This is a genomic window from Streptococcus sp. HMSC067A03, from assembly GCF_001814295.1.
GTDB lineage: Bacteria > Bacillota > Bacilli > Lactobacillales > Streptococcaceae > Streptococcus > Streptococcus constellatus.
This window is the reverse complement of record NZ_KV815650.1, coordinates 139896-155039: the sequence shown is the minus strand read 5'-3', so window position 1 is coordinate 155039 and position 15144 is coordinate 139896. Positions and strand designations below refer to the sequence as shown.

Sequence of the window (15144 nt, the reverse complement as noted above, 5' to 3'; positions counted from 1 at the left end):
GAAAATACTATGTAGGAGCTGACGGTAAATGGGTTCCTAATTATTCTAAAAAGTCTTAATTGAATCATAAATTCGCTTTAAATCATAACCCCCAAATCGTTAGCTTTAGGCTCTTTATCAACTGTGGTGGGTGAGGAAAAGCTAACATCGAGAAAGGACCATATTGGTCTTTTCTTTTTTAATGTTTAGCATGATGAAAACAGGCTTCTTAAAGTTTAAAAAATTTCTAAAGCCGAACCCCTAACACTTGATATCTTTAATAAGCTTGTTTGTAACTTCAAGTTTGGAGTTCAAATAATCTGATTCTAGTGCGCTTGTGATGTATTGTTTATGCTTAAGAAAAGTTTTAAAAACAATCTGAAAATAAGAATTGATGACAGCTAAGTTGTTATGGATTAGCTCAAAAAACTCAGCCACCCTCTTCTCTTAAAAGTGAAAAAGCAAAAATTGATAGAGATTATAGTAATTGGTGATCTCGTTTGAGAATCCTAGTGTTTTCTTAATAAATTCGTATGGCGACAAGGTTTGACGGGAAGTCCCTGAATAGAAGGTATTGTGTGATAGTTTTCGACTGTCCTTTTGAAAGAGTCGCTAGTAATTCTTCAGGGCTCGATAAGGCAATGATTTTTTGTCATACTGATTCATGATGGCAATGCATGTCTTCAAGAATGTCCAACCTAAATGCTGGATAATCCAGTTTTTCTTGAATCTCAATGTGAGTATTTTTTTCAAAAACGAATGAAATAGTCATATTAGAGTCTTTAATTCCGATTAATTCTGTGGTATTCTTAATAAGTTTCACGAGCAGCTTTCTAGCGTATTGTGTGGTGCTTTCATTATAATTCTTTTATGAGACTTTTTATGTACACTCAAAAAGCTCTATAATCTCTACAGTGGATCTAACCACTATAGAGATTATAGAGCTTAAATATACTTCTTAGCATCACTAAATTTACTTGTTTGACTTACTATTATCACCTGATAACAATCACATTTGGAAGATAAGAATCAAAAAATTAAAACGCACATTCATTGGTAAGCGAAAATGCTCTTCTTACCAAGGTGAGATTGGAAAGAAAGCTGATAATCCAATTGAAAGCTTCAAGCTCCTACGAGCAATATTATACAGATGTCACTGAGTTCTCCACTTCAGCAAGTCATCAAAAGTTATATTTCTCACCAATCTTGGATAGCTTTAACAGTGAAATTCTTGCCTATCATCTGTATACCTCAGAGTAACCAAAATTGGCAATCCCACAGACAGTTTTATAATAATTTTCTTAGGTAAAAGGGCATTCGTTTATCCATGATTTGAAAGGAGGATAGTTCCTCAGTTGTTTTTAATTTTAATATATAAATGTGAATAAGTAAAAATTAACTATCACATCTTCTTTAAATTCCACTGTAAATTATAAGAATGATGAGAGACTTGTTTTTCTTTAGGAGGCAATATCATATAATTTCCATATTCTGATTTTAAGATATTATCATAATCTTGAGGAACTTGAAATAGTTCACCATTAAATTCAAGAAAGTGACCTACACCAAATTTATCATATCGAAAAATACATTTTTTAGCATCAGAAGTTCCAGTTTCATAAGTAGCAATATAAAGACTTTTGTCAAAATCATATTGACTATTATGCTCTGTCAATTTTTGAATATAATGCCTACTCCCCCTCATTTTAAAAGGAAGATTTTTCAACCATCTTAACAATCCCTTTAGTTTAGACATCGAAGAAGGGGCTAATTTCAAGCGAGATTTTTTCCAATATCTATAAAGCTTAAAGGCTTCATCATAATGTTGCACTGCAATATGATAATCATCTCCAGCACCATCCATCAAAAAGATATCAACATAAACACCTAACGGAACTGGTTCAATAATATCATAATCTTGAACGAGAAGTGTCCGTGTATCAACAATCTTAGGAAGTGGCACTTGAAACCGTTTATCTGTATCAGCAGATATGAGTTTATAATAGGGGTGTTGTTGTTCGTTTAAAATTGCTAATAATTTTTTATAATCTTTCCTAGGCATCATAATATCAATGTCATCATCCCAAGGAATAAACCCCTTGTGTCGTACTGCCCCAATTAATGTACCATACGCTAGATAATAACGAATTTGATTCTCATCACACACTTTTTTAATAAACTGTAAGATACCAAATTCTAATTCTTGAACCTTAGTTAATGTAAATTGTTCCTGCATTTGTCTTCCTACTTTTATTTTAATGTAATTTTCTTAAAGTTCTCTTTTGAAAAAATCGTGCAAGAGCCAGCATTAAGCTACTTGACTTTAAATACTTTTTCATAAACAATAATCTACTATGATATAAAATCTCAAGTTGCTTACTTTTTTGACTAATCGATTTATTGATACTAACAGAATGCTCATGCCTATAGTAATCATCCAGAATTAACAATGATTTGTACCCTTTTTCTTTAAATTTAAATCCAAGAGTAGTTTCTTCTCCAAACAAAAACATTTCCTCATCATAACCATCTACTTCTAGAAATTTATCTGTATCATAAAGTAACAAAGCACCTGGAACACAATCAACATACTGCTCAGATTTACTAAAATCCAATACATCATTTGTTGGAAAAAAACGAGCAAACTTACCTGAATTTAAAATGGCATATTCAAATGAAGTTGGAACTTTCCAAGACAAATCGTGAATTGGCTGATTGTTAATATCGTGTTGAATGGCAGAAATCAAAGCTAACTGAGGTTGTTGCTCCATCGTCCGAACAAATCTTTGAATAAGATCATTAGAAAATACAACATCTGGATTAGATAAAAGAACATATTTAGAATTAAAATGTTCTTTGATATATCTCGTTCCAAAATTATTTCCATAACCATAGCCACCATTTTTATCAGTTTTTATGACTATAACTTTTTCAGAAACTAAAGACTGTAAATCCGCATAAGAATCGTCTGTCGAGCAATTATCCACTACAACAATATGATTAAATACAGGATAATTTTCAATCTCTGTTACTAATTTTTTCACAATCTTTGCATCATTGTAATTTAAAATCATACATGAACAAGTGTCTATCATCTATTCTCACCTTCTTATAACCATCGCTTTTAAACGCTCTAATGTTTCATTTGCCAACTTTTCTTTGAATAAAAGAAGTGACACTCCATACACTCCCACAAACACGCTGCCATACACTACACACGCAAAGAAAGCTGCCTTGACTAAAATATTATACTTTACCACTAACACTACTCCTGACGTGATAAAGGTAGATAATATTGCAATGAGTAATTCTCTCTTTTCAAAAGTTCGACTGACAATCTCTTTTAATGCTTTTAAATGAACAGATAAAACAGCTAATTCTGCTAATGTCGAGGCAATGGCCGCACCAACTCCTCCCCAAGCAGGAATCATTAAAGAATTTAATCCTAAATTAACAATAACCCCTGCAAGCGCACCAATAACAGTGTATTTCTCTTTCCCAAGAGGGATCAATAATTGCCACGCCGTTACACTGCTTAGTCCTATAAAAATTAATGATGGCATTAAAAACTGTAACATTGGTATCGCAGGAAAATAATCTTTTCCTGCTAACACTAAAATGATTTCTTTCGACAGAATGATAACTAAAAAACACATTGGTATTGCAGAAATGATAATAAATTCAAAAGATTTTCTAATCATATTCTCAAAATGCTCACGTCCCTCATTCTTCAAAGCATATGAAATTTTAGGCAACATGACAGCACCTAAGGCAGTAATTAAACTGACTAAAATATTCTGTATTTTAATAGCTGCCGCATAATAACCAACACTTTCATTCGCCTTAATGAAACCTAGCATAACCTGATCAAGGCTAGTAAAAATAACAGTCGTCGCATTGTATAAAAAGAGTGTTACAATCGGCGCTAAATGAATGAATAACTCATACTTTTGATTTCTTTTAAAGCCCAAATCAACATACTTTGATAATTTCAATGCATTTAAAATATTTGAACCAACTGAAGCAAAAACATTTATTCCTGCATATAAAATATAATCAGATGGCTTATGAACAAACACAAACATTAAAATAATCGAAATGATTTTAAATGAAATATTTCTGATTGTAATGTACTGATACTGCTCAATTGCTTGATAAAACCATTCCACCCCTAGCATATTAAACAGAATTGTTAACGATGTAATAGAAAACAACAACGTTTCACTTGAGAAACGTGGAATAGTTATCACTAAAGCAATAAACACTAAATAAGACAACAAAGTACAGATTGAATTGATAATCAATAATTCTGTGACCACCTTTGACAATCTTGCTCTATCATCCCTAACCTCAGCACATTTGCGAATACCATAAGATGGAATTCCCATTGAAGCAACTAATGAAAAATATCCTACGACTGAACTTGCAAAAGCAATTTTCCCATTTGCAGCACTAAGCAATACTCTAGAAACATACGGAAACGTAATTAAAGGAAAAATGACTCCCGACATTTTGAGAATGATATTCATTAAGAAATTATGTCTTACCGACTTTACTTTAAACTTCTCCCCCATAAGGTCCTTTCATTCCAACTCTGTGTTTTTTATTAGAAAATATACCTGAAACTCTAGCATCTAAAAAACTATAAATCGCTAAATAAACCGGTACATCAAAAATTCTTTGCTTATCAAAAATATTCAACAACAAACATGAGCCAATTAAGTAGATTGTTAAACCAAGAGAATACAACAGATAGTCTTTATTTTCTTGTTTGAAACACTTTATTGTAACTTGAACAGCCTTTATAAATAGAAAAATATGTGTCACTATAGTAAATAGCCCAATCTGCACAAAGGTTCCTAGCATACCTAAGTCATCAAGATAATAAATACTCCACTGATTTCTAGCCATCAAAGTGTTTACCGCATAGTTTCCTTTAAGTAAAAATCCTAAACCAAAATAGGCATTTTTTTGAGCCATAACGGATAAATAATGATCCGCTCCTTGAAATCTAACCGCTGTTGATGCTCCGTATTGACCACTAGTTGAGATTTTATCTACAAAGGTTTCTAATAATTGAGAATTAAATATCAACATTCCAAACAGGCATATAAACAAGAGTGTTTTTAACAAAAAACCGCCTTTTGTCTTAGTTTTATAAAAACTGTATATCGCACCGACTGTTAAAACAGAAATAAAAGTCTGAAAGCGAACACGCGTAACAACTAGTAGAAATAAAATCATGAAAGCTAAGAGGCATTTATAAATCAATCCCTTCATTCTGTTATTTAAAGATTGAACTGCAACAAAGACTAAAGTTATCCCATAAAGCATACCGGATTCTATTCTCTGAAAACCATCTCTAATCCATTCTTCATACTGGAATAACAATCTTGAAAAATAAATCTGTCCTCTAAAGTTATACATCACCCAACTAAACATTCTTATGAACAACATAAACAAAACGATCTTTGAAATAAGTGATAAGAATCCCTTTATTGAATTATCAGTATGGAAAATAAATATAATTGGAAAAGCTGCTATAGGCAACAAATACTCTAGTAAAATACCTTTAACCAGTTGATCCCACGAATAACCATAAGTCATGCGGGAAAAGTACACCATAATAATGATTACTAAAATATAGAGGAAAAAATATTGATTTAAAAACTTGAATTCTCTTTTCAATTCAGTATTTTTATCCGATAGTATAGGAATGCAAAGTAAAATCGAAACTAGTATGATAATGATTCTTTGAGCAGAGCTCCCAATTATCTCAATAGGAAAAAGCAGAGGGACTCCTACCATAAAGGCTACAAAGATTACAACAATTGCCTTATATAAAGATGATAGTTTGACCATTGATAAATCCCTACCCCTCTATAATATCTTGAACAATTTTATCCAGATTATCTTTCTCAAAGAACTTCAAGCAATTTTTACTCATTTCATCATGGTGTTCGTCAATATACTCAACACATTCTAAAACAGATTCCGGCGTCATATCCTTTGTACACCTACCAATATTGTATTGTTCAAATGGGCGCAGTAACCCCAACACATTTGTCCCAACCATCGGAACCCCGAAGGCACTATATTCGTAAATTTTATTTGGTGCACAATAGAGTGCGTTTATGATTGGATGTAAATTCGAGTGCGTTGGAACATATGGTGTTAAACCAATATGAGCATACTGGATAAACTCTAAATGAGACGGAGCAGTATGATAACCTAAATAAACAATGTTAGGATTTTCATCCAACAACTTATTTAAATAAGTTTCACCGGAGAGACTTTTACCAATTACATATAAGACATAATCCTCACGATTTCGGATTGCCGCTGCAAATTCTCCTATATTTCTCTCAGGAGTGATGACTCCTGAATAGAGAAGAATTTTCCTTGTTTCAGTCTTGATTTTATCCAGCGCTACTTGAGTTGTTTCAGATATTTCTCCACGATTTATCGAATAAGGTTTATTCGGTAAAACAGTTGGAACCTCTTTTAAATCCCACCAAGCCTGTTGGATGTAAGCTCTATCTAAATCTGGTACAATGACTTTATATGCTTTTCTTCCAAATTCATCAATTGGAAAATCGAGAGCTTTGATATTTGTAAAATGTGGAAATCTCTGAATTAGTTCCATCAATTGCATCACATGCTTATACTCAAACAATTGTTCTCCTAATACTTTAATAGCAACATCAGTAGTTGTCCAAAGAATATCTGACGTTTTCATTGATGCTGCAACAGTTTCTCTAATCGTTTTTCGGTTTAAAAAAACTCGAACAATTCTTGATTTCAATCCAGGCCCAAGATCATAAGGAACGCAAATATAGTTGAAATCACTATTATTCTGCATGATTACCGGTATTCTGTGTGCCTCAGTCGAACTAATCAAATCAACTTTTACATGGTGATGCAAAAGATTCTCAATAAGACTAATGACTGGCGGATACCCCAAAAAATCTCCTATATGTACGACTGTAATTTTATTATATTTTCCCATTAAACAACCTATTCTATGTCAATGACGTCAATTTATAAATAATCTTCCAAAATTTTAACAATTTTTGCACTAGCGAAACCATCACCATAAGGATTGCTAGCTTTGCTCATCTGATTGTAAAGTTCTTGATTTGTCAATAGTTTAGTGAACTCGTTATAAATTGTTTCTTCTTCTGTCCCAACAAGTTTCAGAGTCCCTGCCTCCACACCTTCGGGACGCTCTGTCGTATCACGCATAACAAGAACTGGTTTACCGAGAGAAGGTGCTTCTTCTTGAACCCCACCAGAATCTGTTAAAATCATATAAGACTGCTTCATAAAATTATGAAAATCAATAACTTCTAAAGGTTCAATTAGTTTAATACGTTTCTCATTACCAAAAACCTTGCGAGCAATTTCGCGAACCTTAGGATTTTTATGGATTGGATAAAGAACTTTCACATCTGTATGTTCTGCTAAAACACGCTTAACGGCCTTAAACATATTTTCCATAGGTTGACCCAAGTTTTCACGTCTATGAGCAGTTAAAAGAATCAATTTGCTATCATTTACCCAATCCAAAATTGGATTCGTATAAGATTCAGTAATGGTTGTACGTAAAGCATCAATAGCCGTATTGCCAGTAACAAAAATTGTTGATTCTTTCTTACCTTCTTGTAACAGATTTTTCTTAGCTTGATCTGTTGGAGCGAAATTAAAATCTGAAACGATAGAAACAGCCTGTCTATTAAATTCTTCTGGAAACGGACTTTGAAGATTATAAGTTCGCAAACCAGCTTCCACATGCCCAACTTTAATATTTGAATAGAAGGCAGCTAATGAAGTAGCAAATGTTGTTGTCGTATCACCATGAACTAAAACAATATCCGGCTTTTCAATTTCTAAAACAGGTTTAATTTTTTCTAAGATAGCCACTGTTATACTAAAAAGTGTTTGCCTCTCTTTCATGATGTCCAAATCATAATCAGGAACTATATCAAAAACATCCAACACTTGTTGTAACATTTCCCTGTGTTGTCCAGTCACACAAACAAGCGTTTCAATCTTATTACTTTTCTTTAGTTCTTTAACCAACGGACACATTTTGATAGCTTCAGGGCGTGTCCCAAATACCAACATTACTTTTTTCATAGATTAATCCTTTCCTTAAAAGCCATTTCCTTTGATATGAACAATCTTGTAAGTAAAAGTAATTCTACTTTTCAAACATGGATTTATTTGGATATTTTTCTTCGAAAACTTTAATTAGCTCTTCCTTTGTTTTTTTGAAATCTGCGATTAGAGCTCCATCATTTATACAAATCACTTTATGGCTTCTATTCTTTATATCTTTTAAAATTTCTCTATTATCATCTGCCAGATTATAATATGCACCAAAATTTGTTGGCCTTGGAGTAAATTGACCCGTACATAATTGCCAATAACGAACCAGCCAGTGATTAATCTCATCTTCTTTTCTAAATCGATGATTATATGTTTTTAAAAAAGTATCCGATTCTGTGACAGCAACTTTTTTAAATATTGACTTTTTAAAAGATATAGGTATATGTTGATCATAAAAGCCCAATATAGGTTTCCATGGTAATATACATATATTTTTTAATAAGTGTTTCCTATAAAACAATCGGAAATATTTCTTATAATATTTTTTCAGAACTGTTCGTGAATCAAAATATTTATTTATAATCAATAAATTATTTAATACAATCGGAGCAATCGTATTAGGATATGGTACAATTGGACTAAAAATGCCACTATCTTTAGGCTGTCCGTTAACAAAAAAATCAGAAGGCAGGACATTTGAATTTAAAAACATATCATCATTGAAACTAACAAAATGCTCAGATAATTCTTCTAGATTATGAACATTCAATTCTATTACATTAGAATTAAATGTAGGTAAATTTTTTGAATTAATATAATCACTATGTTTGACATGGACTAATTTTTTACAATCTAGATTAATCCATTTTGGAACATGACTTTCTGTAATAAAATAGACTTTATTTACCCATGGAGCATGCTTTTCAACAGCACGAAACCAATATTTCATTAGCTCCCAATCACGGTAACGCGCGTCAGAGTTCATATCAGCATTCATTCCACATTGCTCAGCATAGTAGTCCTTAACTTTTCTCCAGTTAGAATCATTATTGTCAACCCAAGTAACAACAAAATCTATGTTTTCCATTGTTCTCTCCATTTATAACTACCGTTTCCGAATAATTTTAGCAGGAACACCAGCAATCACGACATTATTCGGAAACTTTTTAGTCACAACTGAATTAGCTGCTACTACACAACCATCCCCTACAGCTGAACCATCTAAAAAAACCGATCCTGCTCCAATCCAGCAATCATTCCCTATTTCTATACCTTGCCAATTTATTCCTTGTTCTCGAATAAAAATATCAGTTCTATCAAAATTATGATTTTCTGCATGAAATCGCACAAAAGGACCCGATATTACATTTTCACCAATATTCAATCCTCCTGCTGCTCCAAAAAGAGTATAATCACCAAAAGAAGAATTTTTCCCTATTTTCATTCCTTTTCCCAAGGTTGATATAGAGCCTGAAGCTCCTATTATAGAGTGATTCCCAATTTTTACATTATCCCCTAATATGACTCCTTTACTTGACAAAGCATCTATTGCTACATAATCACCAATATTGACATTATGACCTAAAATTAATTGCTTTTTACATCGAATTGTTGTCTTTTTTCCAATAAATAATCTTTTATTTATATTAAAGCTTTTAAAGCTTCCACGAATTAATCCTAAAAAATAGTATATACCTCTGTTTATAATGTATAATAATGGAATTGATTGATCAACCTTTACTTCTTTTCCTGTTATAATTTTTATTATTTTATCTACACTCATATATTTTAACCGTTTAAAAACCTTATAATTAGTATGATAATACCATCTCCATAAAAATAACTTTTTTTATTTTTTTCTAACAAACACAATTCTAGATATCATCAAAACAAACTCTAAAATAGAGAATTTTCAGAGTTTACTTCCTTAATAGTCTTTTATATCCAATCAAAGTTTGTTTAGCTGCATTCTCCCAAGTATATTTGCTTAAAATTTTTTCTTGTAACTTTTTATTACGAGGCGAGGAAAAAGCATTATCAACAGCACTACGAATGCTATAGAGATCATCCGGTTCACAATAAAAAGCATCATCACCAAAATACTCTGTTGTTGTTCCTCTACTGCTAATAGCTAAATTGCATCCCATTGCTGCAGATTCAAGATTTACTAAACCCGGTGTATCAAGCCAACTAGGCAGGGTATTAACTTTACATATTTTATAGAGTTCATAAAGCTTATCATTGTCAATTTGGGGAAAATAATGCACTTTAGGATTTGAATCTAAATATTTTTGTATCTCAGCAAAATAGTTTTTATGGTTATCTGATACAGCTCCAACCAGAATTACTGTATAATTTGAATCGTGGAGAGCTTTAAGAAGATTCAATTGATTTTTACGTGGTTCAATTCGTCCCACAGAAATGACCGCATCTTTAAATTTTGAAAATTCATTAGCGTCTGAATTATTCAGATATTTCAAGGCATTATCTTTATCTATACCATTCGGAACAACAACATAAGCATCTGAATGAATCTTAAATGTTTCAAATAATTTCTGTATCTCCATCTCAGAATTTGGCAAAAATAAATCAGTGTTCTCAACAACATAGCGTTGCATTTTAGTATATCCAACAGTAACTAAATTTTTAGTTACTCTTCCCCTTGATTCTTTTGATTTAATCATACGAGCAAGCGCTTTAACTCTCTCAATGTTATCAATGGATAGGAGATTACTAATTAGCTTTCTAGCGCCAATCTGTGCTTGTTTTTCAAAGTCTTCCATTGGCCAAAAAATAGTTGAAAGAGCAACTTTTTTACCTTGTTTTTTGGCATTTTGCATTTGAACATAGGTTTCCTGGATACGAGTAACATTCGTTAAGTGTACTAAATCATAAGCGGATAGGTCTGGTTCTAATTCCAAACTAATATCCACTTCAACTCCAAGTTTTTCAAGCTGTTCCTTGGTCTTCTCGATCTGAACTGTATCTCCACCACGCATTGTAAAGAAATTTTTTCTGCTCTGGATTAAAACTTTCAAACTATTCCTCTATTCTAAACTCTTCCTCATAATCTGCCACAATTTTCTGCCATGTAAAAGCTGCAGCAATTCGCTCACTAGATTTCTTATCCAATTCAGAAATAGCTTTTTCATCCAATAGTTCTATTTCTTCAATAATCTGAGCCAACTGTTCTTTATCCCAATAAATCGCTCCATCTGCTCCTACTTCACGATTGAACCCAACATCTAACAAAAGATTTAACTTAGTGGAAGAAAGAGCTTCGAGTAGTGATGGATTAGTGCCACCTACTTCATGACCATGGAGATAAGCAAAGGCGTGTTCGCGAATATATTTGAGTAATTCTTGATCATAAACGGTTCCGACAAACTTGATACGCGAATCTTTATCAAAACCCGTCTCTTGACGCAACTTCTCATAAAACTTATTCTGCTCAACATTGGTAATCAAAACAAGATCTTTTTTGGAGTGAGACCTCATGAAACCACGAATCATGGCTTCGTAATTATTTTCAGGGACAAAACGTCCAACTACAAGATAATATTCATTCTCTCGAACATTTTTTTTATCATACCAAGAACGAACTTTTTCATCTAAAGACGTTAATTGCGATTTGGTTATATCCGTTCCATACGCAATATAAGTTGTCTTGGGTTGATAACGATTATAGTCTTTGTGAATATATTTTTCAATATTTTTACTATCACAAATTAATAGATCTGCATGTTTCACCATCAATCGCTCAGAGTATTTCCAATATTTACGAACAGGCAAGCTCCACTTAGCTCGTAGCCATTCGTGCCCGTCCGGATTAACCATCAGAGTTCCTCCAAGAGCTTTGATTTTTCTTTTTATACTTGAAATAAACGGACCAATTCGGCAGGCTAAAATATAAAATATCGGTGCTTCGTCCCTGTTTGTTTTTGCTATTTCAATCGCCTTATTTAGAGCAGCAATATCATAGGAAATGGCGCGAGCTGGACCAATGTTTGGAACATCAATATTGAAACAAATTGCTCCATTATGCTCAAAAAAATCTTCTGTAATGCCAGACTTTGCTGAATTTTCCCTCATGCAAGCAACATAATATTGAATATTTTTACTGTTTTGAAATTCTGTTAATTTCTCTACAAAGGTTTCAAATCCACCATATTTAGCTGGAATTCCTTTAGAACCGATAATATAAACTGTTTTTATCATTTTTCTTTCATCAAAAATAGAGAAGAGGAAGTAAGACTACTTCGCTCCGTCTTTCATTAGCACAACTTTAATTGTTTTGAGTAAGATTTTGATGTCTGACCAAATGGTCCAACCGTCAATATAAGCGACATCTAATTTGACAACTTCGTCAAAATCAGTAATACTGCTGCGACCACTAATTTGCCACAGACCAGTGATACCTGGTTTGAAACTCAAACGCCGTTTTTGTTCAGGAGTATAGTGCTCATATTCATCTTTGGTTGGTGGGCGCGTTCCCACAAGACTCATATCTCCTTTAAGAACATTATAAAATTGTGGTAATTCATCCAAGCTTGTTTTCCGAATGAATTTCCCAATTGGAGTAATCCGAGGATCATCATCCATTTTAAACATCCCACCACTCATGGTATTATGTGCCATCAGTTCTTTCTTACGTTCTTCGGCATCTATGTACATAGAGCGGAATTTGTAAAATTTAAAGATCCGACCGTTTTTCCCAACACGTTCCTGAACAAAAATAGCTGGCCCACCATCTTTACGAATCATTGGCACTAAGAAAATCGCTGCAATACCACAAAGCAAAAGTCCAAAGAAAGAGCCAATAATATCTAAAATTCGTTTGGCAACAATATGACTATAATTGTAGAAATTTGTTGAGAAAGTGACTACGCTAAAACCAGCAATCTCTTGAAGCCTCTTCTCACCAATTTGAAAATCTAAGGCGTTAATATTCACATTAACTGTGATTCCCATATTCTCAAACTGAATAACCAAATCCTCAATAGAATAGTAATCACTTGGCAAACTAATAAAGACTTCATCAACAACGGAACGAGTCGCAAATTCAATGAGACGTTCTCTCGGAACAACATCGAAGTTGGGATGCTGATAATAGGAATTATCAAATACAGAAACAGCAGCGATGCAATCATTAAATGAGCAAGTTTGCGTTAGCTGCTGCAAAATTCTATCCAAGCGGCTTGAAACAGTAATGACTAGTACTTTCTTACTACTTTTTAGTCTCGGATGCACTCGCAGATAATATTGTTTAATCAACAAATTGATACAATAAATACAAACAGCATTTAAAAGAATAAAAAGAATAAGATCTTTCCGAGTTAGTAAAAAGCTACCTTTTGACATAAATGAAAAGAAAGTAATCATAACAGTATATAAGGCACTGTATTTTATCGTTTCTGTAAACTCAATCAAATAACCGCGTTTGAAAAAGTGGTAACCATAATTACTGATATAAAAAGCAACGATATGCAGCAATACTAGTATGATGATGTCTTTACTTGTTAGTTTTGAATTCAAGACTAAATTCATAATTGTAGAAATAGTGACAACAGAAAGTAGTTGTGTCAATACAATCTCTATTTTTTGAAATTCTTTTCTATTTTCAAACATCCCTACTCCTAAATTTACTGAACTTTATTTCTTGCCATAGTTCCCATAGTCTCCATAATTACCATAAGAACCGTACTTTTCTAACTGTGTATCATACTTATTTAAAATAACTCCCAAGAATGGAGTGCCTGTTTGCTCTAGTTGCCCTTTAGCTTTTTGTAAAGCTTTACGTTTTACATTTCCTGATTCAACCACTAACGCACTAGCATCACATTTTTGAGCAATGATGGCTGCATCAATCACAATTCCAATAGGAGGAGTATCGATGACAATATAATCATAATGATTTCGTAAAATATCAATCATCATCCCAAAATTCTTACTTTGAAGAAGTGCAGTTGGGTTGGGCGAAATCTGCCCTGCTTCAATCACAAATAAATTTTCAACATTTGTATCACATAAACCGTTTGATAAATCAGCTGCACCAGCTAAATAATCTGTCAAACCTGTAATTTTGTCACGTGTTTTAAAAACTCCCGACATGACTGAATTACGAATATCTGCATCAATCAGCAAAGTGTTATAGCCTGATCGTGCAAAAGCAATAGCTAGATTAGTAGAAGTTGTTGACTTCCCTTCACCAGACTGTACAGAAGTAACAGCAATAACTTTAATATTTTCTCCACTAAGCTGAATGTTGGTTCTTAAAGCGTTGTAATATTCTTCTGACTTTTTGAGAGCTTTCTCTTTATTTTTAGCTAATTCTAATCTTGGCATCATTTCCTCCTATTTTAGTTTATCCATATTCGGCACAACTCCAAGAAGAGTAATTCCTAACGCTTCTTCCACATCTTCTGGCTTTTTCACTCGATCATCCAACACTTCAACGATAATAATAACCATTGAAATCAAGGCTCCTCCAGTTAAGAAACCAATTAAGGTATTGCGTTTGATATTCGGTGAAGAAGGAGAGTTTGGTACTTCTGCTTCTTCTAATGTCGTCACGTCTGCTACTTTTGTAACAGCTATAATCTTTTCAGCTGCTACTTGGCGAAGGCTATTAGCAACACGCGCAGCTTCCTTTGCATCACCATCTGAAACGGCTATTGAGACAATACGTGTATCGGTCGGAACAGTGACTGTAATCTTCTTAGCTAGTGCACTTGGCTGCATATTTAATTTTAAGTCAGAGATTACTTTGGCTAATACATCCTGCGATAAAATGATTTCCTTATAGTCTTTAACCAAGTACGATCCAGCCTGCAAATCTTGGTTTGTCAATGTGGAATTATCACTAGGCTGTCGATTTACTACATAGATCCTTGTAGAACTTGTATAATTAGGCTTTATAATAAAGGTATTATATCCTAAAGTAATGATAGCCATCACAAAAGCTGTCACAACGATGAGAAATTTTCGTCTCCATAGACTTTTAACTAATGATAGAACATCAATTTCCATCGTCTGATTATCTTGATTTTTCAT

The 15144-nt window shown here is 33.0% G+C and carries 13 protein-coding genes and 2 pseudogenes; 1 reads left to right on the top strand and 14 read right to left on the bottom strand.

The window, feature by feature from the left end; all coding sequences use genetic code 11:
- Nucleotides 1-141 precede the first annotated feature (141 nt).
- Nucleotides 142-726 (bottom strand): annotated as a pseudogene (locus tag HMPREF2963_RS04895) (transposase); the annotation flags it as partial.
- Nucleotides 727-1037: 311 nt separating this feature from the next.
- On the opposite strand from HMPREF2963_RS04895, the pseudogene HMPREF2963_RS09570 reads away from it, so the two are divergent.
- A pseudogene (locus tag HMPREF2963_RS09570) lies at nucleotides 1038-1233 on the top strand (IS3 family transposase); the annotation flags it as partial.
- 148 nt (nucleotides 1234-1381) lie between these two features.
- Here the strand turns inward: HMPREF2963_RS09570 and HMPREF2963_RS04885 are convergent.
- The 13 genes from HMPREF2963_RS04885 to HMPREF2963_RS04825 all read right to left on the bottom strand — a co-directional run bounded on the left by HMPREF2963_RS04885 (nucleotide 1382) and on the right by HMPREF2963_RS04825 (nucleotide 15144).
- The gene (locus HMPREF2963_RS04885) at nucleotides 1382-2215 is read right to left on the bottom strand and encodes a LicD family protein (protein ID WP_003071398.1); all 834 of its coding nucleotides are present in this window, start codon (nucleotides 2213-2215) and stop codon (nucleotides 1382-1384) included.
- A 19-nt stretch (nucleotides 2216-2234) separates the two neighbouring features.
- The gene (locus HMPREF2963_RS04880) at nucleotides 2235-3074 is read right to left on the bottom strand and encodes a glycosyltransferase (RefSeq protein WP_083312527.1); all 840 of its coding nucleotides are present in this window, start codon (nucleotides 3072-3074) and stop codon (nucleotides 2235-2237) included.
- Nucleotides 3075-3080: 6 nt separating this feature from the next.
- Entirely contained in the window at nucleotides 3081-4553 is a 1473-nt protein-coding gene (locus HMPREF2963_RS04875; protein ID WP_003071404.1) for a flippase, read from the bottom strand.
- Nucleotides 4537-5841 (bottom strand): hypothetical protein, encoded by a 1305-nt coding sequence (locus tag HMPREF2963_RS04870; protein ID WP_070669036.1) that lies wholly within the window; start codon nucleotides 5839-5841, stop codon nucleotides 4537-4539. Before HMPREF2963_RS04870 ends, HMPREF2963_RS04875 begins: the two co-directional genes overlap by 17 nt.
- 10 nt (nucleotides 5842-5851) lie before the next feature.
- A complete protein-coding gene (locus HMPREF2963_RS09035) occupies nucleotides 5852-6943 on the bottom strand; it encodes a glycosyltransferase family protein (protein ID WP_083312526.1) in 1092 nt (363 codons plus the stop codon).
- A gap of 77 nt (nucleotides 6944-7020) precedes the next feature.
- Nucleotides 7021-8118 carry a non-hydrolyzing UDP-N-acetylglucosamine 2-epimerase gene (gene wecB / locus HMPREF2963_RS04860; protein WP_037598444.1) on the bottom strand — a complete coding sequence of 366 codons (1098 nt, stop codon included), beginning with the start codon at nucleotides 8116-8118 and terminating at the stop codon, nucleotides 7021-7023.
- Nucleotides 8119-8182: 64 nt separating this feature from the next.
- Entirely contained in the window at nucleotides 8183-9178 is a 996-nt protein-coding gene (locus HMPREF2963_RS04855; protein ID WP_049492305.1) for a Stealth CR1 domain-containing protein, read from the bottom strand.
- A gap of 18 nt (nucleotides 9179-9196) precedes the next feature.
- Nucleotides 9197-9874 (bottom strand): acyltransferase, encoded by a 678-nt coding sequence (locus HMPREF2963_RS04850; protein ID WP_070669033.1) that lies wholly within the window; start codon nucleotides 9872-9874, stop codon nucleotides 9197-9199.
- A gap of 136 nt (nucleotides 9875-10010) precedes the next feature.
- Nucleotides 10011-11129 carry a glycosyltransferase gene (locus HMPREF2963_RS04845; RefSeq protein WP_037598439.1) on the bottom strand — a complete coding sequence of 373 codons (1119 nt, stop codon included), beginning with the start codon at nucleotides 11127-11129 and terminating at the stop codon, nucleotides 10011-10013.
- A gap of 1 nt (nucleotide 11130) precedes the next feature.
- On the bottom strand, nucleotides 11131-12309 hold the full coding sequence (gene cps2T, locus HMPREF2963_RS04840; protein WP_037598437.1) for a beta 1-4 rhamnosyltransferase Cps2T: 1179 nt from the start codon (nucleotides 12307-12309) through the stop codon (nucleotides 11131-11133).
- Between the two features lie 36 nt (nucleotides 12310-12345).
- The gene (locus tag HMPREF2963_RS04835; RefSeq protein ID WP_048801160.1) at nucleotides 12346-13719 is read right to left on the bottom strand and encodes a sugar transferase; all 1374 of its coding nucleotides are present in this window, start codon (nucleotides 13717-13719) and stop codon (nucleotides 12346-12348) included.
- 24 nt (nucleotides 13720-13743) lie between these two features.
- Nucleotides 13744-14436, bottom strand: a complete 693-nt coding sequence (locus tag HMPREF2963_RS04830; protein WP_070669030.1) for a tyrosine-protein kinase — start codon at nucleotides 14434-14436, stop codon at nucleotides 13744-13746.
- 9 nt (nucleotides 14437-14445) lie between these two features.
- A complete protein-coding gene (locus HMPREF2963_RS04825; RefSeq protein WP_006270511.1) occupies nucleotides 14446-15144 on the bottom strand; it encodes a Wzz/FepE/Etk N-terminal domain-containing protein in 699 nt (232 codons plus the stop codon).

What these genes read in the sequence shown, in the direction of transcription:
- HMPREF2963_RS04855 (WP_049492305.1), bottom strand. Translation starts at nt 9,178, where the DNA reads ATGGAAAACATAGATTTTGTTGTTACTTGGGTTGACAATAATGATTCT.
- HMPREF2963_RS04825 (WP_006270511.1), bottom strand. Translation starts at nt 15,144, where the DNA reads ATGAAAAATCAAGATAATCAGACGATGGAAATTGATGTTCTATCATTA.
- HMPREF2963_RS04850 (WP_070669033.1), bottom strand. Translation starts at nt 9,874, where the DNA reads ATGAGTGTAGATAAAATAATAAAAATTATAACAGGAAAAGAAGTAAAG.
- HMPREF2963_RS04870 (WP_070669036.1), bottom strand. Translation starts at nt 5,841, where the DNA reads ATGGTCAAACTATCATCTTTATATAAGGCAATTGTTGTAATCTTTGTA.
- cps2T (WP_037598437.1), bottom strand. Translation starts at nt 12,309, where the DNA reads ATGATAAAAACAGTTTATATTATCGGTTCTAAAGGAATTCCAGCTAAA.
- HMPREF2963_RS04880 (WP_083312527.1), bottom strand. Translation starts at nt 3,074, where the DNA reads ATGATAGACACTTGTTCATGTATGATTTTAAATTACAATGATGCAAAG.
- wecB (WP_037598444.1), bottom strand. Translation starts at nt 8,118, where the DNA reads ATGAAAAAAGTAATGTTGGTATTTGGGACACGCCCTGAAGCTATCAAA.
- HMPREF2963_RS04835 (WP_048801160.1), bottom strand. Translation starts at nt 13,719, where the DNA reads ATGTTTGAAAATAGAAAAGAATTTCAAAAAATAGAGATTGTATTGACA.
- HMPREF2963_RS04830 (WP_070669030.1), bottom strand. Translation starts at nt 14,436, where the DNA reads ATGCCAAGATTAGAATTAGCTAAAAATAAAGAGAAAGCTCTCAAAAAG.
- HMPREF2963_RS04875 (WP_003071404.1), bottom strand. Translation starts at nt 4,553, where the DNA reads ATGGGGGAGAAGTTTAAAGTAAAGTCGGTAAGACATAATTTCTTAATG.
- HMPREF2963_RS04885 (WP_003071398.1), bottom strand. Translation starts at nt 2,215, where the DNA reads ATGCAGGAACAATTTACATTAACTAAGGTTCAAGAATTAGAATTTGGT.